The organism is Microcoleus sp. AS-A8 (genome assembly GCA_039962225.1).
Classification (GTDB): Bacteria; Cyanobacteriota; Cyanobacteriia; order Cyanobacteriales; family Coleofasciculaceae; genus Allocoleopsis.
Window position 1 is genome coordinate 1 of record JAMPKV010000004.1, and the last position, 23,363, is coordinate 23,363.

Annotated in this window: 19 protein-coding genes and 3 pseudogenes; 10 read left to right on the forward strand and 12 right to left on the reverse strand. The window is 45.7% G+C overall.

Annotated features, from left to right (window positions below; all coding sequences use genetic code 11):
• Positions 1–135: 135 nt before the first annotated feature.
• Positions 136–1,425 (forward strand): annotated as a pseudogene (locus tag NDI48_07435) (diflavin flavoprotein).
• A gap of 112 nt (positions 1,426–1,537) precedes the next feature.
• On the opposite strand, the gene ilvA reads toward NDI48_07435, so the two are convergent.
• Positions 1,538–3,049, reverse strand: a complete 1,512-nt coding sequence (gene ilvA, locus NDI48_07440; protein ID MEP0831043.1) for a threonine ammonia-lyase, biosynthetic — start codon at positions 3,047–3,049, stop codon at positions 1,538–1,540.
• Between the two features lie 131 nt (positions 3,050–3,180).
• On the opposite strand from ilvA, the gene NDI48_07445 reads away from it, so the two are divergent.
• On the forward strand, positions 3,181–3,753 hold the full coding sequence (locus tag NDI48_07445) for a transposase (protein ID MEP0831044.1): 573 nt from the start codon (positions 3,181–3,183) through the stop codon (positions 3,751–3,753).
• Positions 3,754–4,160: 407 nt separating this feature from the next.
• Here the strand turns inward: NDI48_07445 and NDI48_07450 are convergent, their stop codons facing one another.
• From NDI48_07450 to NDI48_07465, 4 genes and pseudogenes are all read right to left on the reverse strand, one after another.
• Positions 4,161–4,421, reverse strand: a complete 261-nt coding sequence (locus tag NDI48_07450; protein MEP0831045.1) for a hypothetical protein — start codon at positions 4,419–4,421, stop codon at positions 4,161–4,163.
• Positions 4,422–4,483: 62 nt separating this feature from the next.
• Positions 4,484–5,122: pseudogene (locus tag NDI48_07455) on the reverse strand (ATP-binding protein).
• 49 nt (positions 5,123–5,171) lie between these two features.
• Entirely contained in the window at positions 5,172–5,498 is a 327-nt protein-coding gene (locus NDI48_07460) for a hypothetical protein (protein MEP0831046.1), read from the reverse strand.
• Positions 5,495–5,743, reverse strand: coding sequence for a UPF0175 family protein (locus tag NDI48_07465; GenBank protein MEP0831047.1), 249 nt, complete (start codon positions 5,741–5,743; stop codon positions 5,495–5,497). Before NDI48_07465 ends, NDI48_07460 begins: the two co-directional genes overlap by 4 nt.
• 366 nt (positions 5,744–6,109) lie before the next feature.
• On the opposite strand from NDI48_07465, the gene NDI48_07470 reads away from it, so the two are divergent.
• Entirely contained in the window at positions 6,110–6,373 is a 264-nt protein-coding gene (locus tag NDI48_07470) for a hypothetical protein (GenBank protein MEP0831048.1), read from the forward strand.
• A gap of 24 nt (positions 6,374–6,397) precedes the next feature.
• On the opposite strand, the gene NDI48_07475 is transcribed toward NDI48_07470, so the two are convergent.
• Positions 6,398–8,128, reverse strand: coding sequence for a dynamin family protein (locus tag NDI48_07475; GenBank protein MEP0831049.1), 1,731 nt, complete (start codon positions 8,126–8,128; stop codon positions 6,398–6,400).
• Between the two features lie 467 nt (positions 8,129–8,595).
• Between NDI48_07475 and NDI48_07480 the strand changes: the two genes are divergently transcribed.
• Positions 8,596–9,207, forward strand: a complete 612-nt coding sequence (locus NDI48_07480; protein ID MEP0831050.1) for a LysE family translocator — start codon at positions 8,596–8,598, stop codon at positions 9,205–9,207.
• A 467-nt stretch (positions 9,208–9,674) separates the two neighbouring features.
• The gene (locus NDI48_07485) at positions 9,675–10,124 is read left to right on the forward strand and encodes a hypothetical protein (GenBank protein ID MEP0831051.1); all 450 of its coding nucleotides are present in this window, start codon (positions 9,675–9,677) and stop codon (positions 10,122–10,124) included.
• Between the two features lie 465 nt (positions 10,125–10,589).
• Here NDI48_07485 and NDI48_07490 read toward each other — a convergent pair.
• Positions 10,590–11,162: pseudogene (locus tag NDI48_07490) on the reverse strand (Uma2 family endonuclease).
• A gap of 183 nt (positions 11,163–11,345) precedes the next feature.
• On the opposite strand from NDI48_07490, the gene NDI48_07495 reads away from it, so the two are divergent.
• Together NDI48_07495 and NDI48_07500 are read left to right on the forward strand one after the other, a co-directional pair.
• On the forward strand, positions 11,346–11,834 hold the full coding sequence (locus NDI48_07495) for a hypothetical protein (GenBank protein ID MEP0831052.1): 489 nt from the start codon (positions 11,346–11,348) through the stop codon (positions 11,832–11,834).
• Between the two features lie 99 nt (positions 11,835–11,933).
• A complete protein-coding gene (locus tag NDI48_07500; GenBank protein ID MEP0831053.1) occupies positions 11,934–12,077 on the forward strand; it encodes a hypothetical protein in 144 nt (47 codons plus the stop codon).
• 36 nt (positions 12,078–12,113) lie between these two features.
• Here NDI48_07500 and NDI48_07505 read toward each other — a convergent pair whose 3' ends face one another.
• The 4 genes from NDI48_07505 to NDI48_07520 form a co-directional block, all read right to left on the reverse strand.
• Entirely contained in the window at positions 12,114–13,055 is a 942-nt protein-coding gene (locus tag NDI48_07505; protein ID MEP0831054.1) for a ParA family protein, read from the reverse strand.
• Positions 13,056–13,221: 166 nt separating this feature from the next.
• Positions 13,222–14,046 (reverse strand): hypothetical protein, encoded by an 825-nt coding sequence (locus NDI48_07510; GenBank protein MEP0831055.1) that lies wholly within the window; start codon positions 14,044–14,046, stop codon positions 13,222–13,224.
• A complete protein-coding gene (locus tag NDI48_07515; GenBank protein ID MEP0831056.1) occupies positions 14,015–15,478 on the reverse strand; it encodes an alpha-amylase in 1,464 nt (487 codons plus the stop codon). Before NDI48_07515 ends, NDI48_07510 begins: the two co-directional genes overlap by 32 nt.
• A 139-nt stretch (positions 15,479–15,617) precedes the next feature.
• Entirely contained in the window at positions 15,618–16,556 is a 939-nt protein-coding gene (locus NDI48_07520) for a ribonuclease D (protein ID MEP0831057.1), read from the reverse strand.
• Positions 16,557–16,710: 154 nt separating this feature from the next.
• Between NDI48_07520 and NDI48_07525 the strand changes: the two genes are divergently transcribed.
• Positions 16,711–20,481, forward strand: coding sequence for a hydantoinase B/oxoprolinase family protein (locus tag NDI48_07525; protein ID MEP0831058.1), 3,771 nt, complete (start codon positions 16,711–16,713; stop codon positions 20,479–20,481).
• Between the two features lie 17 nt (positions 20,482–20,498).
• Positions 20,499–21,143 (forward strand): Uma2 family endonuclease, encoded by a 645-nt coding sequence (locus NDI48_07530; protein ID MEP0831059.1) that lies wholly within the window; start codon positions 20,499–20,501, stop codon positions 21,141–21,143.
• A gap of 101 nt (positions 21,144–21,244) precedes the next feature.
• Here NDI48_07530 and NDI48_07535 read toward each other — a convergent pair whose 3' ends face one another.
• Positions 21,245–21,646: an STAS/SEC14 domain-containing protein gene (locus tag NDI48_07535; protein ID MEP0831060.1), complete on the reverse strand. Its 402-nt coding sequence runs from the start codon at positions 21,644–21,646 to the stop codon at positions 21,245–21,247.
• A 537-nt stretch (positions 21,647–22,183) separates the two neighbouring features.
• Between NDI48_07535 and NDI48_07540 the strand changes: the two genes are divergently transcribed.
• A complete protein-coding gene (locus tag NDI48_07540; GenBank protein MEP0831061.1) occupies positions 22,184–23,344 on the forward strand; it encodes an acyl-CoA dehydrogenase family protein in 1,161 nt (386 codons plus the stop codon).
• Positions 23,345–23,363 lie beyond the last annotated feature (19 nt).

Consider the following 23,363-nt stretch of genomic DNA (forward strand, 5'->3'; position numbering starts at 1 on the left):
TTGCTCGTGGTTAATCCCCAGCAGTTGCTTGGTGCGTTTTGGGTACTGCTGGATATAATGAAAAGGATTTTTCATGTTGGTAGACGGTGAAAAGACTGTTCTACCATTTTTTTGGGGTGCGGATTATATTTCGGACAGGTCTAATTTATCTCCGTTCCCACCCCACGCTGGCCCGATGGACTTTGCATCTACGACCCAGCTACTCGTATCCTGTTTACCGATAAACTCTTTGGTTGCCATGTCTACGGCGATGAAGTTTTTGATGACAACTGGAAAGGCTTAGATGAAGACCGACGCTTCTATTATGATTGCCTCCATGCGGCTCAATCCCGGCAGGTGGAAGTAGCCCTTGATAAATTGGCGGCTTTCTCAGCCAAGATGTATGCTCCCGGTCACGGGTCAGTTGTACGCTACAGCCTCAGCCGACTCACCCACGACTATCGGACGTGGAGCCAGCAGCAGAAAGAGCAAGACTTGACAGTCGCACTAATTTATGCATCCGCTTACGGGAATACGGCAACGCTGGCGCAAGCGATCGCAAAAGGCATCACCAAGGCAGGCGTTGGTGTAGAAACGATTAACTGCGAATTCACCGTTCCGGCAGAAATTGAAGCCGCCGTGCAAAAATGCGATGGCTTTATCATCGGTTCTCCTACTCTAGGGGGACATATGCCGACCCAAGTACAAACCGCCTTGGGAACTGTCCTCTCCACTGCTGCCAAAACCAAGTTAGCGGGTGTTTTTGGTTCATACGGCTGGAGTGGGGAAGCGGTTGATGAGATTGAAAGCAAACTCCAAGATGCGGGTTATCGCCTCGGCTTTGACACGATTCGGGTCAAGTTCAAACCCGATGATCTCACCCTGCAACAGTGCAAAGAAGCGGGGACGGATTTTGCTCAGTCGTTGAAAAAGTCCAAGAAATTCCGCACCCCCTCGCAACCGGTTAGTAACTCCCAAATTGACCGTACCGCACAAGCGGTAGGGCAAGTTGTCGGTTCGCTTTGCGTGTTAGCTGCCAAGCGCGGCGAGGTGAGTAGCGCCATGCTTGCATCCTGGGTTACGCAAGCGAGTTTTAATCCCCCTGGTTTGACTATTGCCGTAGCCAAAGATCGGGCGGTGGAGTCTCTAAGTCATACGGGAGATAAGTTTGTCTTGAATATTTTGAAGGAGGGGATGAACGTGAGGCGGCACTTCCTCAAGCCCTTTGCTCCGGCAGAAGACCGCTTTGCGGGTTTAGATACGCAGGAAGCTGAAAACGGCTGTCCGATTATCAATGACGCCCTTGCTTATTTGGAATGCACGGTTAAGAGTCGGATGGATTGCGGCGACCACTGGCTGGTTTATGCGGTTGTTGACAATGGTAAGGTGATACAGTCTACGGGGATGACGGCTGTGCATCACCGTAAATCGGGCTGCCAGTACTGAGATCGTTCTCAAACCGCTCGAAATTTGGACAAGATTCCCTTTTAGACTTTGGACAAAAGGGATGAATCGAATTCAAAACTTTGTTGAAGAACATGGCAAACGTGTGATTGCACTACCCCAAAAACAGCTTGTAAGCCGGATTCTTATTCTCATCCCAATAGCGATAACCCAGTGTATCGAGAAAAGCCTGCCATTGTTCCATCTCATGCGGTGGCACCTGCATTCCCACTACAATTCGCCCATAATCTGCCCCGTTGTTGCGGTAGTGAAACAGACTAATATTCCAGTTGGGACTCATGGAACCGACAAACTTCATTAATGCACCAGGACGTTCGGGAAACTCAAAACGGTAGAGTAATTCATGATGAGCGAGGGGAGAACGTCCGCCCACCATGTGCCGCAGATGCAGTTTCGTCAGTTCGTCATCGGTTAAGTCAAGGGTTTTGAATCCACAAGCTTCAAAGGATTCAGCCATCTTTGCCGCGTCGGCACGGTTTTGGATTTGCACACCGACAAAAATATGGGCTTCTTTTTCATCAGCAATGCGGTAGTTAAACTCGGTGAGGTTGCGTTTGCCCATACAGTCACAGAACTTGCGGAGACTGCCCGGTTCTTCGGGAATCGTGACGGCAAAGATGGCTTCGCGGCGTTCGCCAAATTCTGCCCGTTCTGCCACAAAGCGGAGGCGATCGAAGTTCATGTTAGCACCGCAGGCAACGGCAATTAAGGTTTGGTCTTGGATTTGCTCTCGTTCTGCATAGGCTTTAGCGGCTGCGATCGCAAGTGCTCCGGCTGGTTCTAAAATCGATCGCGTATCCTCAAACACGTCTTTAATCGCGGCACAGGTATCATCGGTATCCACCAGGATAATTTCATCGACATAGTCCTGACATAGGCGGAAGGTTTCTTCCCCCACTTCCCGCACCGCTACCCCGTCAGCAAATAAGCCCACTTGAGGCAATCGCACCCGTTTCCCTGCTTTGAGCGATTGATTCATGGCATCGGCATCCACTGGCTCAACACCTATAATCTTGATATCGGGGCGCAACCGTTTCACATACGCCCCTATACCGGCAATCAATCCACCACCCCCAATTGCTACAAAAATGGCATGGATGGGTTGCTGGTATTGCCGCAGAATTTCCATCCCAATGGTTCCCTGTCCGGCAATCACATGCGGATCGTCAAAAGGGTGAATAAAGGTTAAGCCCTTGTCTGCTTCCAGTTGACGGGCATAGGCATAGGCATCATCGTAGGTATCCCCCTGCAACACCACCTCTCCCCCACGGGCTTTGACGGCATCTATCTTCACCTGAGGTGTAGTGACTGGCATGACAATAATCGCTTGTGTTCCTAGCTGACGGGCGGCAAGGGCGACTCCTTGAGCATGGTTCCCGGCAGATGCAGCAATGACGCCTTGTGCTAGCAAGTCCGGCGGCAGTTGCGCCATCTTGTTGTAAGCACCCCGCAGTTTGAAGGAAAAGACGGATTGCATATCTTCCCGCTTGAGCAGGAGTTTGTTATTGAGTCGTGCTGAGAGGTTGGGGGCGTATTCTAGGGGCGTTTCTTGCGCGACATCGTAGACACGAGCCGTCAGGATTTGTACCAGGTAGTCGCAGAGCATGGGGTGAAGGGGGTGAGCAGATGCGGGGTGTAAAGAAAATTTTACTTTACTCGTGGGTTGAGATCCCCGACTTCTTTAAGAAGTCGGGGATCTGCGGGAACACTACTAAAGACGTTCTGTAACTCCTACCCATGCCCGAAAGACGGATTCCACTTCAGACCGGGAACTTTTACCATATCTACAATCGGGGGAAGAATCACCAAGCGATTTTTTTCGAGCGAGAGAACTATCTTTATTTTCTGCGATTAGTGAGGCAGCATCTCACAAGTAATGGAGTAGATGTTGTTGCTTACTGTCTCATGCCCAATCATTACCATTTTTTGGTTTACCTGAGAGATGAAACCCTGTCTAATGCCATGAAATCGCTCTCACTCTCCTACACAAAAGCTATTAATCAACGGTTCAATCGGGTTGGGGTATTATTTCAGGGGCGGTTTCAAAGTATCCACGTTGACCGAACCGATTATCTGGTTAATCTCTCACGCTATATCCATCTCAATCCGGTGAAAGTAGGACTGGTGCAGCAGGCTGGAGAATGGGAGTTTTCAAGTTATTTGGAATATGCAGGATTACGCAGAGGAACGTTACCCAAGACAGAGTTACTCGAAACACTGATTGAGGGAGAATTAACTTATCAGCAGTTTTTAGCAGATTATAAATTGCCCAATAGCATTGGTTTTAAACGGCTACTGCTGGACGAGTAGCCGGAGAGATTAGATCCCCGACTTCTTAGAGAAGTCGGGGATCTTCGGTCATTTTGGGAGCGATCGCTTCGTTATGAAACAATCGAGTCTAGTTCGCACACCTCGACCGTCCTAACTGAACATACAGCAAGGTCAATGTACCTACATGAACATTTCTACAAAGGAAGGAAAGTACTTATACAATTCTGCATAGCGTTTAACATCCTTGAGGGGGATACAGATTCGAGCTACGGCATTGCAATCATTTGTAGGCAATTGGCTATCTAAATACTGAATTTCCTTAAGTGTAAGATTTGGCACCTCTATTTCATAAGGATTATCTGATTCTGTTACCTTGAAATACTTACTAAAATTACATTGTTCAGCTACATTGCAGTAGCTCTGTTCAAAAACAAGCCATCCGACTGTTAACATGCGAGAACCGTCAGCATAACGAAAGTTAAAAATCTGTTTATAATTAAGCTTTTCCTCTTGCGAACGATATCAATGTCATCTAAAATTGTTTTTTCTAGTGGACTATCATAATCAAGCCATACAATTGATTTTTTACTCCATGGAAGTTTAGGCAGAACGTCATAGGAATCTCCGTACTCGATTTTAATACACCCAAAAGGTTTATTATATTCAAAACGCTCTTTGGCATCTTTGTCTTTTTCTATACTTATCATGTCTTCAATATGTAAAGACTTGTGAAAAAAAATGAAGTCACTAAAGTAAGTTGAACCAAAACCTACATATCTATAAGTTGTAAGTTCTCCGAACTACGAAAGTTAAGAGGATTTGGATGGATATCTACCTCATTTAGGCTAATACTTAAACCCTTCTTTATTTTTAATGAATATGCAATTGTTAATTCTTCCCTTAATTGGGACAAAAAATTTTCTAATTTTAAGTCATCTGCCACACTTTCATGCAATTCTTCAATTAATATTCGAGTTCCAATGTCCCTGGCTTCGTATTCACCACCTTCTTGAACTTCTCCTTGGAATTCAAATGTCCATTCGTCTTTCCTTTTCCACTCCTCTACATTTTCCGAAACTACAAATTTTGAATTAGATGTAGTTGATTCAACTGTAAATTTATTCCCTATCTTGAAGAAAGACCGCTTCATTCCAATTCCGAATCTTCCAATTGATTTTGGTGTTGCTTCTGCATCATTTGCTCTGCCAAATTTGAAAGCCTACTCCTCTGCCTCTTTTACAGTTATTCCCCCGCAATTATCTTCAATTTTAAAGAACTGTTTGTTAGCCAAGATTTTTATCCAAAGCCCTTCATAATTCTGATTGCTCTGTAAGCGTGTTGCGCCATCTACTGAGTTATCCACAAGATCGACAATCGCCCGAATAAGCGGGATATCTCGCACCAACATGTATATGAATAACTCTTTAGTTGGTTCAGCATGAATTACCCGTCGATTATCACTCATTTAATTTCACCTCTTTCTGAATAGACTTTATGTTGCATAAAGCATTGATTTCCAGCGTTAAAGCGATCGCTTCAGATTCACCTGGATCGAGTTGCGCTCTATTTTGCAATTGCTCAACCATTACACGATTACTAACAGACCGAACCTCAAGCCATTGAAGAGACTGTACTTCAACAGTTCCAGGAACAGGCGGATCGACAGTCAATTCTTGGTAAACGGCAGTTGGAATGAAGATGCGATTGTAAAGCTGTTGAAGCAAGTGAAGGTGTCCGATTGCCGCCAGATTCGTGAAGACAGAAGTATCACTAATGACTATCACAACCGACCCAATCCCCGCAGATTTTTTAGATCTAGCTCGAAGTCTTCAACATCGTAAACATACAAAGGGATGTGGCGCTGTTTGAGCAATTCCCGGAAGGCGTTAGGTGGCATCTGGGCAAGGTGACTGGCGTGACCAATCGTTAGCCGACCTGCTTGAAATAGCAGTAGCGCAATTTCTTGCTTAAATTCGACTGCTTCCATTTGGCAGGCGCGAAGGGTTTCGTCAGAAATGAGGACACTCATAGTTGAGATATAGAAACCACTACTCTTTCAGGATAACTTCCTCCCTATGTACTCCACCGTTACGATCGCCGGTGCAGGTTGGTTTTGGCTGCATATAGGCGCTGTGCGATCGCGCAAGCGAGAGGAGATCTTCAGATCGCACTTCTTCTTAGTGTAGGGTCAAGGCGATCGCTCCCTTCATCCAATTAGCTATAGCCTAACGCACCGTACAAGATCGGCGATCGCAATGAGCGTTTGGCACAATTAAGTTAGGCGATTGCGCCAAGCACACTACGAATAAAGGCGATCGCTACTTTCCCAAAACAGTAGTTATAGTTTGTCAACCAACAAGCTAGCTCACAGAAGACTTTCTCCAAGTACAGATTGATGAGTAAACACCCCGATCAAACTATCGCGGAACAGCTTCTTTCTGACCTAAGACAAGAGAAGCAGTTAGTTGATTTGATTATTAGAGGATGTATCGAACTTCGGTGGGCGCTTGCAGAAGACGAGCAGGAAATTGCCGAAGCAATGATTTACAATGCCTTCGAGACTTATGCCATTGAGAGAGGGATGTCACGAAAAGCAGCGGAGAGATTCTGCGAGGAACATCTAGAAAAATTAATTCAATCCGTTCTGACAATCCTCTAGATCGGGCGTGGATTCCACAAATCGCTACCTTAATTTAGTTTCTATTTCGCTAAAAACCGTCTGAGCATTAGTTTGGATTGCTTTGTATCTATCTAAAATGGGTTCAATCTCTTGTTCTTCCCGTTCCACGTAGTCATGGAATTGCACAAAAATCCGCTCAACTTCTTCGTAGATGAGGCTAAGTTTCTGATTTAAGCGATCGGTCACATCAGCTTTGAACCTATCTTTCTCATTGTCCAACGCTTGTTCAAACCGACGAATGATTTGATTCCTCTGCCATACTATACCAGCGGCGAACACCACAATACCGATACCTGCAAAGGCAATCCCGATCGCATCTAGAATTGCTTCTGCAACCGTAAACTCAATAATCCGTAAAATCATCCCACCAACGGCAACAAACGCTCCTCCAACAATTTCGGCAGCCATGTTGTCGGCATTGGAAGACAAGGATTGGATCAGCCCTTGCTCACTAAAGAGCCGATTCACTTTGCATTTGACACTTTCAATGACTTCTTGACGACGTTCTAGAATTTTGAGTGAAATGCTGCTACTTTGAATTTGAGTGGTTTGGATGCTATTGAGGTCTTGAGTCAATCCCTCAAGGAGTTGACGAACTCCATCAACAAAGTGCTGTGCGCCTTCATTCGATACCTCTTCAAGTGAGGATTTCAAGTCTCGCTGACAGCGTTCTTTAAATTCATCAATCCATGCCTGCATCGAGGCTTGTTTATTGAAGATGCCAGCAAATGATCGCCGAATTACGGTAAATACCGCTAGGCTTTCTCGAAACTCACGTTTAATTCGGGTTGAAATACTGTCGTATCGTCCGACGAGTCTATCTACAAGGTTGTCAATTTCATAGCGCGATCGCGTCTTACCCGCTTCAATTTTCTGTTTGATGCTTTCTGTTGTTCGCTTATCTGTCTCTAGCTGAAGTTCTAATGCCCGAATGTCACCCGCGAGTGCATCAATAATTTTTTGAGTGGTTCCGCTAACCGATCGCAGTTTAATCTTATAACTCTCCCCACTAGAAACCATATCTTTGATATAGTCTCTAACTTCACTGAATCCGCTGCCTTCTTCATGATTTAGTTCCCGCTCAGCCGAGGTTGCAAATATTATGGGAGACTTAATCTGTTTTTGATTGGCATATTCTTTAACTCGTTCAATATTTCTCTCTAAATCGGCTGATTTTAGCAGGTCAGCTTGTTGTAAAATAAAAACAACTTTTTTTCGCCATTCGGCACTGACAAAATCTAGAAAATCCCAAGCGCTTTTCTGATACGGATTTTTGCCAAACAACACAAAGAAGGTTAGGTCGCTGTTGGGAATATATCGTTCTGTAATAATCTGATGTTCCTGGATAACAGTATTGGTTCCAGGTGTATCAACAATCGAGATATCTTTGAGAATCTCAAGGGGTAAGCCAATCTTTCTTAAGTTTGGTCCCATTGGTTGGACAAATCGTTCATCAGAATAAACGATTTGCTGAATCGAATCAGTCCGGGGTTCAATATCGGTTTCACAGACCTCTGCTTGTAAGAGAGCATTAATGAAGCTGCTTTTGCCTGCTTTCACTTCACCGACTACGACAAATAGAAAAGGCTCATTGATATTTTTTCTAAGGTTCTCAATGGTTTCTCGTAGCTCAGCATGGTTGATGTCAGCAGCTAGACGATGGACGTTGTGGAGTAATTTGTCCAAATGCGATCGATAATCTTGTAAGGCTTCATCAACAATTTGGCGGCTCATCGTGCCTCTCCTCACGCTAGTTGCTGTCGATTCTTGGATCTGCTTTCATTAATAGACTAAGGATGCTAACAGCGTCACTTCCTAAAGAGGCAAAATCTCTACTTATTAGGTTAGTGGCAGGTATGCGATCGATCTAGCAGTTGGTAGTTGAGCCATTTGGTTGTAACCACCTCGCCGTTTGAAGGGAAAGATTTATCGTTCGCGTAGGTTGTGTTTGGCTGTAAGTAGGTACTGGTGCGATCGCCCGCCCAGGAAACCCACTTGTTCTCGTGGAGCGATCGCTCCCACCAAAACCTACAGTTAGAGGATAGAATCAGTTTGTCGCAGCATTGGTTTCCTACAATGAGCTATACATTGCCTAAGCTGCTGAATTGGCATAAAATCGCTTAAGCTATAAGCCTTTCAGAGTTTTTGCGACCTAAAAGTTATAGCCACTCCAATAATTGTTATGCCGGGAGTCAAGCAGTATGACATTTAGCAGTATTGTTGCATTATTCAGTGCCATGGTTGTTCTGGCTGCTATTCCCAGCGTTAGTGTATTGGCTGTCTCCACAAGATCCGCTACATCTGGATTTATTCATGGTATTTTCACCAGCCTAGGGATAGTTCTTGGTGACATCATTTTCATAATAATAGCCATCTGGGGTTTATCGCTTCTTGCTGAAACGATGGGAAGCCTATTTGTCCTAATAAAATACCTTGGTGGCGCTTATCTTATATTGTTGGGAATAGGGCTATGTAGGTCAAAATTCAAGGATATAAAGACGGAGGAGATTGTTAAATCCTCTTTAATGTCCAGTTTTCTGACTGGGCTATTTATTACATTAGGCGATCAAAAAGCAACCTTATTTTATCTTGGTTTTTTTCCAGCTTTTCTTGATATTTCAAAAATATCTTATTTTGACACCGGCCTCATCATAGCAATTACTACAGTAGCCGTAGGCGGCGTAAAACTTGGTTATGCATTCATGGCGGATAAAGCTAGATTACTTATTAGTTCCCCAATAAGAAAAGGAATGAACATGGCCGCTGGCTGTGTAATGATTTCTGTTGGAGTATTTTTAGTAACAAAGGTTTAATCATATGACCCATCAATTCTTTTTCAGGATGGGTAAGAGGGAGATAGTTTTAATAATTTAACGGGTGTGTTGGGTAATAAAAGCGTCAACCCAACCTACAGTAGTGCGATCGCGTAGGTTGGTTTTACCTGGATGTAGGCACCAGTGCGCTAGCGGCAGCGAGAAGAGCATAGCAGCTCGCTCTTTTCAAGTGCCATCCACAATGGTAAGCGATCGCCCCAGCAGAAATCCCCGCATGACCACGCCTCCCTCTGCGGAACCCACAAACCACGCCCCCTTTTACCGGATGAAAATAAAATTGGTGGGGAAGGGAAAGTATGACGTATAAGGGAACCGCCGTATTCAATCTATCAAATTAGTGAATTTGTGCAACCAGTTATGACGAAAGAACCTCTCTGAGGAACGATTTGATCCATGAGCTAGATGAAGTAAAAATAGAAAGCTAAATCTGATGGAGATTGTATTCTGTGAAACTGAATTATTTGACGAAACCCCTTTCCCTTGTAGGACGCTGGATAGCTACAACTCTGTTTTGCCTGTCAGCGTTTGCCTTGGTTTGGCAAGGTGCGTTTTTCTCCAACACTGCGGCAATAGCTGCTCCTACTGCAAACTTGATCGCATCAGCAGGCACGAGCGATCAGGTTAAAGGGAAAGCGAGTGAAGATGCTGGACGAGCCAAAAATTTCATCGAAGATACGAAAGATAAGGTTAAGGAAACTGCAAATAAAAATGCCGATCGCGTTGACCAAGCAACGGATGAGAATGATAGTTTCGTTGAACGCAAAGCCAAGAGAGATAGGGATCGCATTGAGCAAAGAGCCGATGAAGATGCAGCTCGGACGGAGAAAGCAGTAGACAATACAAAGAATGCTATTGAACGCGCTGTTGATGGCATCAAGGATGTTTTTAACAACTAGAGAATAGATACTAGCTTGAAAGGTCAATGTACATTGTTTCCTTCATCGCATCTAATGGAACCTGAAGCAGCGATGTATATTGATTGGTTTTGGCAAGTCTTCTAAACTTGATTGTGCCAAAAACTCTGCGGAGTCAATCCAGTGTTTCGGAGACTCCCTTAATCAAACACCTCAACAAGAGCGATCGCTTCGTTACTAACACAGCTATTGGTTTGCGAAGCGATCAGCTAAGCTAGCGCCCAAGGGGCGCTAGCTCCTACCAAAACCTACACTCAGACGACAAAATCAGTTTGTCGAATCATTGGTTTCCTGCAATAATCTACACGTCGCCTAAGTTACTGACGTTTGAAGCCTTAATTGAGCAATACGGCGACGACCTGCGCTAGGAACTCACTCTTATAAAGAAAGGGCATAGGTGCATCTCCAAGTTGCAAAAACGCTATTCCCTCTGCTGGAATAGGTGTTTCAAATATTACCTGGTTTCAGCCAGCTAAATAACTCGCCAACGCTTAACTTTAAGCCTGCAATAAAATCTGGAATTGGGAGTAACTGCTCTGACTCTTGCAAAAAGATGGGTTGTTGATTAGCCGGATAGGCAAGCAGAGATTTCTCTGCCGGATCGATTAGCCAACCCATCTGGCAACCCGCATTGAGACAATGCAAAATATTGCTTGTTACTTTGGTTTGGTTTTGGTCTGGAGATAAAATCTCAATTGTCCAGTCTGGATGAGCGGCGAAAACATTTGCAATATCGCCCTCCTCATCTAAAGGAATGCGATTCCAAGTAAAAACAGCAATATCCGGCACGATGGAACGCCCACCAAAGGTACACCGCAGTTCTGGAAGGGCTAACGCAATCTAAGGTTTTTCAGCAATATTATTAATGACCGTTACCAGCCGACCTTGTAATTTGCTATGTTTTCCTTGGGGCATTGGTTTTTGGACGACTTGACCATTGATGTATTCACTAGCAGGCTCGGTCTCTGGTAATTGCAAAAACTCTGCCAGGGTTAATGGTTTAGTAGAGACTTGAACCATAGTTTGAAGCTCTGATGTTGAATATATTCATTTTCTCAAACTTCCACTGATAATGCGATCGCTCATCACCGTAGGTTGGGTTGGCGGTTGGAAACCCAACATCTGATGATTCACTTCAGGATGAGAGAATTACACGCAATCGCAAGTGAAATCTCAATTTGGTAGGAGCGAGAAGAAAGCGAAATGAGTAACTATCGAGAGAAACCTATCCGACCGGAAGTCCAAGCTGATATTGAAGAATGGATAGTGTATGGTCGCTCTACTTTCGCGCTATCCGATCACTCTTCCCCTGCTGAAACGATCAAAACTGTCGGTGAGTTTATCGACTCTTGGCAGGTAGAACGACAGAACGGTAATGTTGTTGATGATCCAGAAACTATTACTGATACAGCTCTCAGCTTAGCAACACTTTGGGGAGATGCAGTTTGCAGAGAATTTGGTTGGTATTGGGCTTGCCTTGAGTACGAAGGCCAAGATTTGTATGCTGTAGTTTCACCCAACCGCGCCCTCGCTTGCTTTCCTCTCAACGACATAAATACTTTATTGCAAGATCCTGAAAGCGATAACTGTGCAATCTTATCGTTTAATATGATAAAGGCAGGGAAGATACCTCACTCAGAACCTCATCAATATCTAACACTAGGATTTGCAGCGAGGCACACACCTGGATAGATGATGAAGGTCTAGATGAAGAAGTAGACAAGCTCGTTAACCAGATTAATAATTAGCGAGATTAGCAGGTAGTGCGATCGCTCATCGCCGTAGGTTAGCTTGACGCAGGAAACCCAACATCTCATCATTCACTACCAACACGACTATCAAATTCAAAATGATGGGGTAAAACAGCGATCGCAAAATCTTAATTTCTCAAAAAATCAGGAGTCAGAAGATGATAATTCTCTTTCTAACGCCTGATTTCCCCTAACTATAGGTTTTTAGCCGAACTTGATATTACTCCAGATTAACCAAATTCATCGGAGCAGAAGAGGTTGGATAGAGACCATCAAAACTCCCCACTTTCTGTAAAAATTCTTCAGTTAACTTGACGAATGCTCTAGAACCCGAAGAATTGGGAGTTGCCAGAACAGCTGGCATAAAACTATCCACCGCTTTAGCCACATTGACATCCATCGGAATGCGATTCTCAAACAGTTGAGCCGGACTGAATTCTGCGCTAACTCGCTGCATCACCTGTTTGTAATACCTGTCGAAAAGACCACCACTCGACAAAATAAACACAATTCCGAGTAATTGAGAGTTAAAACAGCTATCATCACCGTAACTGTTTTTCAGCTTGGCAATCCGTCTTTCTAAAAGCTGAATTCCCACAACGGATAAAGGTTCTGGTCTAGCTGGTAGTAAATAAAAGTTACTCGCAACAATGCCACTTCGAGTTAGAAGATTGTAACCCGGAGCGCAGTCGAGAATAATAAAATCGTAGTCATTAACGACAGGCTCTAAAATCCCCTTTATTAATTCTTCTTCAAAGCCATTCCAAACATCACTAAAATCACAATTATCATTATTAGAAGCTTTTTTGTGAAGAAGCTCAGAGACTAAATATTCATCATAAAGGTCAATATCTCCAGGTAACAAACTCAGTTCTGGAATTTGACAGATATCGGATTGAATAACCTCTTCTGTTGTCCGTTTAATCCGACTATTTGGTTTTATTTCTTTATAAATGAGCTGACCCAACGTGCGCTTTTCTCTCCTCACCTTCGCAAACTCTTGAGGCGGCATTAGACTCAGTGTGGCGCTAATTTGTGAATCTAAATCAACTACTAAAACGCGCTTTCCGTGATATTTTGCCAAGCAAGTAGCCAAGTTTACGGTGAGGGTTGTTTTCCCAACACCGCCCTTCATGTTAACTGTGGCAATGATCAATCCCATTAATCGAATCCTCTTGGAGAAACGTTGCCTAATTTGGCACCCACTAATCCAGCTAGGTTAAAAGCTGGTTCAGGGGAATGGGGAATTGGGAATTCTTACTCATCCTTACCATTCCCCGTTCCCTATTTTTACTCAGATCAAGAGTTTACAGCAGCAAACTCCTAACCTATTGATTAACTGAATTATTAAAACCGCTGGAGTTCGGAATCGTGAGTGTTCTGAGGACGGAATCGGAAGTCTCAGAATTAATCACGGTTGGGGGCGTGGGGGTGACAGGAGTTGCCACAGGTGTAGCCTCGGTGGGTGTGAGAACTGCTGTAGGTGTAGCTGTAGGCGTCGTAGGCGTGGCGGAGGGGGTGAGTGTAAAGGTGAGGGGAGCCGCCGATGCCTCTGGCGTGAGCAGGAGGGGAGCCGTTGAGGGGGCGGTGTTGAAAGTTGTTGGAGCAGTTGATACCTCTGGTGCCGTCCCCGTGGGAGTTGCGAAGGGAGTGGGAGCGACACTGGTAGGCATGACAGTATCAGTAACAGGTGTGCTCAGAGGGTCAACATTAGAGGTAGAGTCGTCCTTCTGCAAAGGGACGATGACAGGAGAAGATGAACTCGCTTGAGGCGAGGTGCTTTGTGCCAAGACTGGAACAGCACCCCAGACACTAGCGGCCATTCCACCCAGAACGACCAGTGTCTGGAGTAGGCGAAATTTATCTTTTGATGGATACCCTTTGAGTTGGGATGGGTCACATTCCAAGTTCTGAAATTCCCTACTACCAAGGCTGTGGAAATTCCCAATCCCAAATCCTAAATCCCAAATGGTATGACTGAGCATGGTTAGACGCTGGCACAATTGGCAGTTAAAACCGACCTGTAGAGGCGCAATAACAGCAAGTCTACTACAAGTCGGGGAATTCACGATGACCGAAGTTCCAAGTTTGGGGGATTTCTTATCTTGTGCGTCAGTCTGACTATTGTTCAAGCCATACCGAAACTGACCCATCCTTGCAGCGGAACTCGCCCCAACCATCGCCATTGGTGTGTACAGGTTCTTTGATATGCTCAGTCAGGTCATGGAAGAGCGCATTACGCTTACCGACTTCCATCCACTTGCTACCCCCTGGCCCATCACTCATCAGTACCGCCATGGCTTTAGGATGCTCTTGATTGCCTAAGCGCGTCCAGCCGATGATGTTTTGATCGTCGAAGTAGTCATACTGATTACCATAAGCATAGTTCTGGCGGGCATGTAGGAACTTGTCGATCAGCCAGCGATGGGAATCCAGCCAGATTTCATGCCCCTTATCTTTGTAATGTGCTCCGTAATAGTCGCCATAGAACACGCAGGGGTAGCCCTCTCGACGCAGCAGGATGATGGCATAAGCCAACGGCTTGAACCATGACTCAACAACAGATTCCAGCGATTGCAACGGCTGACTATCATGGTTTTCCACGAAGGTAACCGCGAGTGCCGGTTGCTGCTGCATCAGAGTGCCGTTCAATATGTTCCGCATATCGTAGTATCCACCCAGCTTACTCGCACGATGGAAGTTGTAATGCAGTGGCACATCAAACAGCGACATCTTTCCCTCTGTCGCACTAATATACCAGTGCAACGCGGCAATGTTGTCTGACCAGTATTCACCTACGGTAAATAAATTTTGCTGTGCATGGTGACGCACATGATTGAGCCAGTCTTTATAAAACCAGGAGGGGATATGCTTAATCGCATCGAGGCGGAAGCCATTGACACCCGTCGTCTTTAAGAACCACTCCCCCCAATACTTAAGTTCGCCCTGCACTTGCTCCTGTTCCATATCCAAGTCACAAGCCATGAGAAAGGAGTAGTTCCCTTTCTCCAAATCGACGAAGTTATCGAAGTTTTTGCCCTCTAAGAGGTAAACCGTACTATTGTCCCCCAAGCGATCCTTACGGTGGTTAACCGCATCAAAGTGCCACCAGTGCCATTCCATACTGGAGTGTTTACCGCTACGCCCTGGAAAGGTAAAGTTAGTGTAAATCTCAATGTGTTGCCAATCACTCAATGGATAATTGCGGTTATCTGTGCTGAAGGGTAGTGCTTTGACCGTTTCAGGGTTATCTCCGCCGTCTTTTTGATTGAGGACTACATCGGCGTAGGCGTGCATTCCAGCATTCTGCACGGCTTTGACGGCGGCAATCAACTGCTCTCGTGTGCCGTACTTGGTGCGTATTGAGTTTTTTTGGTTAAATTCACCTAAATCGAAGAGATCGTAAACCCCATAACCGACATCATACCCACCGCCTTGACCCTTATACGCAGGTGGTAACCATAAGGCTGTAAAACCGGCTTGAGCCAAGTCTGCCGCTTTGTTTTTAACTTCCTCCCACAAGGTGCCATCGGCTGGGATGTACCAGTGGAAATACTGCATCATCGTGCCATTAACATCTGCCATACGGATTTCTCGCGGAGATTGGGTTATGGGTTGTTACAAGAGAATGGAAAATCATTCCAGACGCAAGTGGGAACTAACAGTTAAAATCTCAAGGATGAAAGATAAAAGCCTGATTCTTCATGTTTGTTTAATGTTGGGGTTAAAAGGGTAATTCTTCTTCATCCTGCTCTGTGACTTTCAACTGCAAAATATTTGTGGTTTCTTCTTCTACTGGGAGCTGTGCGATCGCATCTCCTAATTCCTTCTGAAGTTGCTTGGTCAGCGTTACCGATAAATCCAACTCAATCCCCATCTCTTGCGTCATTCTTGCCAAGGGGCTAAAGGGTACTTTTTTGGTGGTTCGCTTTTGACTTGTTAACTTAAAACCCTTGATTTCTTTAACTTTTTGTGCATCCATCGCTGTCTTGAGACGTTCTTTAAGTTGGCTCATTTCAGTATCCAACTGCTTCCATCGATGCTCAATTTGCCGATACCTCAGAGTAAGTGCTTCGATATCTTCTGTTGCTGGATCAGGTTCACTGATCTGCAACAATCGATGGTGTACTTGAGCCACATAAACAGCGTCCATTTTGGCATAATGCAGTTGATTTGCACTGAGGGGACGCCGCCCCCAATCACTCCCTTGTTCCGTCTTGTCCAATGGGGGTAAATGACAGAGTTGCTCGGCTAAGGTTTTGAGCTGGTGATTAGGAACAGGCAGAAGGTAGTAAGGAATTTTTTTAGCCATTTCAAAAGTACAGGTAACATTTTTAGCCTTGCTTTTTCCCAACAAATTAAGGTCATAGCTAGCCTTATGGAAAACCTTTTCAATGGCAGGATTGAGCATAATTTGCTCGATGAACTCAGCGATAAGTGAGGGCTGATCGAGAACATCTAATATTGAGACTTTTTCTGCCATTGTCAGCAGCGCTTGATAATCGCCACTCAGAGGAGTCGAATGCTCTAAAACTTGAATTAAAGATAGTCTGGGAGAATCGGTTTTATAGTCAGCGACTTCTGTATCTATCCAAAGGATTTCAGCTTGAGCATACTCAGAAATTCTGAGCTTAATTTCGTTAGATTTTGTAAAGTATGGCATTACCTGAAAGTGAATGGAACGAGAATAAGTGAGAGAGCAGTATTGTTGAGCGGTTCAGCAATCTCAAGATGAAGAAATTAAAACATCCAGATGATTTACACGCTCGTCATTGTAACAATGTGCTTAAATACTTCAACGGCTATTGAGGAATCCCATGAGTGCATCTTCGTCTGGAGATAACCGCTGGCAATTCTGGATTGATCGGGGAGGGACGTTCACGGATATTGTGGCGCGACGCCCGGATGGCACGTTATTGATTCACAAGCTACTCAGCGAGAACCCGGAACACTATACAGATGCGCCAGTGCAGGGAATTCGAGACTTATTGGGGATTCCGGCTGAACTCCCGATTCCCGCTGAACAGATTGAAGTTGTGAAGATGGGGACGACGGTAGCGACGAATGCGCTGTTGGAACGAAAAGGCGATCGCACCGTTTTAGTGATTACCCAAGGTTTCCGGGATGCCTTGCGTATCGGCTATCAAAACCGTCCCGATATCTTTGCCCGTCAGATTATCCTACCGGAAATGCTCTACGAACAGGTGATTGAGGTGGAGGAGCGTTACAGTGCTCAGGGTGAAGAGTTAATTCCGGTCAATCTTGAGACAGTTCGGCAGTCTTTGCAGGAAGCTTACGAGGCGGGTATCCGTAGCTGTGCCATTGTTTTTATGCATGGATATCGCTATCCAGCACATGAGAAGGAGGTAGCCACAATAGCACACACTATCGGTTTTACCCAAGTTTCAGTATCTCATGAAGTGACACCGTTGATGAAGTTAGTCAGTCGGGGTGACACGACGGTTGTTGATGCCTATTTATCTCCGATTCTGCGTCGCTATGTGGATCGGGTGGGGAGTCAGTTGAATGTTGACAAGTTGCAGGATGAAGGTGATCAAGAGTTGGATGTTGACCGGTTACAGGCTGTAGGTATAGCCCAAACGACGCTTCAACCGACTAACGTGCAACTTTCAGCCTCCGTGACACTGATGTTCATGCAATCCAATGGTGGACTAACAGATGCGCGGCAGTTTCAGGGGAAAGATAGTATTTTATCTGGCCCTGCGGGGGGGATTGTCGGGGCAGTGCAGACAAGTGCGATCGCAGGATTCGATAAAATCATCAGCTTTGATATGGGTGGCACGTCTACCGATGTCGCCCACTACAACGGGGAATACGAACGCACTTTTGAGACGGAAGTCGCTGGCGTGCGGATGCGGACACCGATGATGTCCATTCACACCGTGGCGGCAGGAGGGGGTTCGATTCTGCAATATGATGGGGCGCGGTATCGGGTGGGGCCAGAGTCAGCCGGGGCAAATCCTGGCCCAGCGTCCTATTCTAAGGGTGGGCCATTGACGGTGACGGATGCCAATGTGATGGTGGGCAAGTTGCAACCGGAGTTTTTCCCCAAGGTGTTTGGCCCGAATGCCGATTTGCCGTTAGATGCTGACGTGGTAAGGCAGAAGTTTAGTCAATTGGCGGCGGACATTGGGGATAATCGCACACCGGAACAGGTAGCGGCGGGTTTTTTGGCGATCGCCGTTGAGAAAATGGCGAATGCGATTAAGAAAATCTCGCTTCAGCGGGGGTATGACGTTTCGGAGTATACCTTGTGCTGTTTTGGCGGTGCGGGGGGACAACATGCTTGTTTGATTGCCGATGCGTTGGGGATGAAGCAGGTGTTTATTCATCCGTTTGCGGGGGTGTTGTCGGCGTATGGGATGGGTTTGGCGGATGTCCGGGTATTGCGGGAACGGGCAGTAGAGGCGAAGTTAGATGAGGGGTTGGTGTCTGAGTTAGAGACATTGTTGGAGGAGTTGGCGAGAGAGGGGAAGGAGGAAATTAACCACAGAGACGCAGAGAACACAGAGAACAAAGAAGAAGAGGAGGAGGATTTTCAAGTTTTTGGCAAGCTGCATCTGCGGTATGAGGGGACGGATACGGCGCTGATTGTGGATTTTGGGACTGTTGCGGCGATGCAGCAGCAGTTTGAGGCGGCGCATCGGCAACAGTATGGATTTATTGCACCGGAGAAGGGGTTGATTGTTGAGGCGGTTTCGGCTGAGGTGGTTAAACAGACGTATAACCCGGAAGAACCGATCATTGAACGTCAGACAGATGCCAAAGCGCAACCCGTCGCAACCGTTCAGATGTACACGGCGGATGCATGGCACGAGACGCCAGTCTATCAGCGAGAGAATTTACAACCGGGAGACTGTATCATTGGCCCTGCGTTAATTATTGAAGCCACTGGCACCAACGTCATCGAACCCAACTGGCAGGCAGAACTTAGCGATCGCAATCATCTCATTCTCAACCGTTCAACCTCTGATTCCCCCTCTGCCTCAGCCTCCTCTCGTCTGGGACAGTTCAATTGTGCCAACCCCGATCCCATCCTGTTGGAAATCTTCAACAACCTATTTCGTTCCATTGCCGAGCAAATGGGGATTACGCTACAAAATACCAGTTCCTCCGTCAACATCAAAGAACGTCTCGACTTTTCCTGCGCCATCTTTGACCAACAAGGGCAGTTAGTTGCGAATGCACCCCATATCCCTGTGCATTTAGGCTCAATGAGCGAAAGCGTGAGAAGTTTAATTGAAGCACACGGCGATACCCTTCAACCGGGAGATGTCTACGTTCTGAATAACCCTTACAACGGCGGTACTCATCTCCCCGATATTACGGTGATTACCCCAGTCTTTGCACCCTCCCCCTCTCCCACTCTTCCACTCTTCTACGTGGCTTCGCGGGGACACCATGCCGACATCGGCGGTATTACTCCCGGTTCTATGCCTCCCAATAGTACAACCGTCGAGCAGGAAGGGGTGTTAATTGACAACTTCCAATTAGTTGAACAAGGACGTTTCCGGGAACAGGAATTGAGAGAACTTCTCACTTCTAGCACTTACCCAGTCAGGAATATCGAGCAAAATATTGCCGACTTGAAAGCGCAAATTGCTGCCAATGAACGCGGTGTGCAAGAGTTGCTACGGATGGTGCAGCACTACTCCTTAGAGATCGTGCACGCTTACATGGGTTATGTACAGGATAATGCCGAGGCATCCGTGCGTCGTGCGATCGCAGTTCTCAATGACGGCAGTTTCACCGCTAAGCTGGATGATGGCAATCAAATTCAGGTAAGCATTACCATCGATCGCCACAACCTCAGCGCCAAGATTGATTTTAGTGGCACGTCTCCCCAATTAGAGAGTAATTTCAATGCGCCGTCTGCCGTGTGCAAAGCCGCAGTTTTGTATGTCTTCCGCACTTTGGTAAATGACGATATTCCCCTCAATGCCGGTTGCCTCAAACCCCTAGAAATTATCATTCCCGAAGGTTGTATGTTGAACCCACGCTATCCTGCGGCGGTAGTTGCGGGAAATGTGGAAACCTCCCAAGCCATTACCGATGCGTTGTATGGTGCCTTGGGAGTCTTAGCCGCATCTCAAGGAACAATGAATAATTTTACCTTCGGGAATGGGCGCTATCAATACTACGAAACCATCTGCGGCGGTTCCGGTGCGGGTGCTGATTTCGATGGCACAGATGCCGTACATACTCACATGACTAATTCTCGCCTAACTGACCCCGAAGTGTTGGAATGGCGGTTCCCGGTTTTGTTAGAAGATTTCTGCATTCGTCCCAATAGTGGCGGTAAGGGACATCATCATGGTGGCAATGGGGTAATTCGGCGGGTTCGTTTCTTGGAACCCATGACAGCGGCAATTCTATCGAGTCATCGTGTTGTTCCTCCCTTTGGATTGGAGAGAGGTGAAACGGGTGCTTTAGGGAAAAATTATGTGCAACGAAGTGATGGAACGGTAGAGGAATTGGGAAGTACTGCGGTTGCACAGATGAATCCGGGAGATGTGTTTACAATTGAAACACCTGGAGGCGGGGGATATGGTTCGCACGCTACCTAATTTTAAGGTAACAATTTATGAAAACAGCAACTCCTGAAATTGCCGAACAACGGGTCATTTTGTCCAATATCAGTTGGCAAACGTTTGAGCAATTACTCACAGAATTAGGAGATAAAAGAGCCACAAAATTGGCTTACAACGAAGGATCATTAGAGATAATGACACCTTTAGGGCCGCATGAAAATAGTAACCGCTTTATCGACGATATGATTCGAGCGATTGCTGATGAATTAAACCTGAATCTCAAAAAATTTGGTTCTCTGACATTGAAGCGATCCAAAAAGTTTAAAGGAGCGGAACCTGACTCCTGTTACTATATTCAAAATGAACCCATAGTCAGAAACAAGCAAGAGATTGACCTCAATAATGACCCACCTCCAGATTTAGTGTTGGAAATCGATATCACCAGTGGTTCTATGGACAAGCAGCCAATTTATGCAGCAATTGGTGTACCTGAATTTTGGCACTATAACGGCAATAAATTAGAGATTTTTGTTTTAAATCCATCAAATCAAGAGTATCAAAAAGTTAACCAGAGTCCGACTTTTCCTTGGATGCCTCTTGATATTATCCCTAGAGTTATTCGTCAAAGTTTAGTCGATGGAGAGACAGCAACTTTACGTGCTTTTAGGATTTGGGTGAGAGAGCAAGAGAATGGGTGAAGTTCCTTGGCAATACAATTCAATAGGACATGTACTCATACCTCAACAAATGTTGTGTGATGTTGTGGTTTCCTAGTATTGGAATCAGAGCATCCATACTCTCAGGCATAAGTTGGCACCTGAATCCCTAAATTTTCCATTAATGCACTAATGGATGTCCTACGAAGACGTGCCAATTCTGCTAAGTATTCTATGCGTTGTGCTTGCAGTTTTTCTATCTGTTCAGTTAATTGAAGTAATTCGCCATGTTCCTCATGAGTGAGAGTTTCAGTCTGTCGCTTAGCCATCAATTCTTCATAGTGCTTCTGAATATCTGAAGGGATACCCTGATTAATTTTTAGTAACAATTCGGCTTCAGCTTCTGGTAACGTTGAGGCTTTGCGTTGCGCCTGTAGCACTAAGACTTGAGATACAAATTCCTCTAAATCTGGCAAGCTGAGTTGATCGACAGCTTTGAGCAACTCTTCTGAAGACAGTTGCACTTCAACTTTAATGGTTGACATTTTCTGCCCCTTGCCGATTAATCTGTCGATATTTTATCAATCCTTAAGTCATGCGATCCGCTTGCTCAACAGAGGAGTTGCTTCAAACAAAGCTAGTACAGTAAGCGATCGCAAACCTTTAACCCATCTCTTCTCCCTACCCACAAGGCATAGCCTTCTCCGCACATTCTGCTCACAGTACCCTTGCTATTCGTTGCAGTCTATGCAATGATTAAGGGCTATAAGGATATAGTACTGTATTCCGACCGACTAACCGTAGATTACCAAAATCATCAGCCCAACTTGGACGATGCAGATTGGCTCCGACAACTACGAATTTGAGGCTAGTCTCAAGTCGTGAGAACGCTTGGAACTGCGTTGAACTGGGCAGGGTATCTCTGTTTCGCTTAGCCCCCAAGCGACTCAAACCCAGATGATGCGTCACGCCAGACACAGAAAAAGGAAATAGGGAGATGTAAGCAATCCTGAATCTGATGAATTCATGCGTTGCATCGTTTCTCTCCCTATTCCCCGAACAACACTAAGGATGATTGTGCCATGTTATTAAATGTCAGAAAACCACCCAATTATCTAGATATAGCGGTTTCCTTATCGCAGGAACTAGCTCAAGCTGCGAAGAAACGCGATGCCCAAGCAGAAATTTCAGAAGATGAAATCCAGAAACTACGTGAAAGTGGGCTGCTCGAATTACTGGTACCGCAGGAATATGGGGGTACAGGAGCCACTTGGGTAGACGCGCTAAAAATTGTCTATGAACTGTCCAAAGCCGAGGGTTCAATCGGACAGTTGTATGGCAACCATCTGAACTTAACCGTTTTAAGTCATCTTTCTGGAACGCCACAGCAAAAAGAAAAGTATTATCGCTACACCGCCCAGAATCATGGGTTGTGGGCTAGTGCGATTGACACATGGGATACGAGACTCAGCATTATTCCAGAAGGCGATCGCTTCCGCCTCAATGGAGTCAAACGCTTTGATTCACTCCTTGCGGCAGCAGATCTGCGGGTATTCTCTGCTTGGCAAGAAGGCGTTCAACAGCCATTCTTCTGCATGATTCCCAAAGATCGTTTGGGGGTTACCTCTGATTGGGACAAAATTGGGCAAGAGCGAGGCGATAGCGGTACGTTCACCTTCCACAACGTCCTGATCGAGAAGGATGAGATTTTGGCTCCCCATCATCTCCCGGATAGTGCCTTTGCCACATTGACGGGAATCATTGCCCAGTTAACAAAAACCTATGTGGGGTTGGGAATTGGGCAAGGTGCTTTGCAAGCGATCGAACAGGAGACTATACGCCAACCCAAGCTCACTTCAACCGTAGATAGTGTAGCTTTAGACCCCTACACCCTCGGTAATTACGGCGATGTGTGGATTGAATTGAAAACAGCCATTCGGCTGGCAGATGACGTAGCAGAATACCTACAAGTGGCATGGGAAAAGGGGTTTCAGCTCACCCATGAAGAACGGCAAGACGTAGCGAATGCCGTTTTTTCCGCTGAGGTATATGCCACACGAGTGGGCTTGATGATTACCAACTGCATGTTTGAGGTTATTGGTAACTCCCCAACAGTTTCAAACAGTCGTTTCGAGCGTTATTGGCAAAATCTGCGTACCTTTGGGGGTGTGTCAATGCCCTGGCATGGTGTACCCCAAACTTGGACTCTCACTCATTTCCCACGACAACAAACTCCCTGCTGAAATCGGCTTGGGTAGGCGT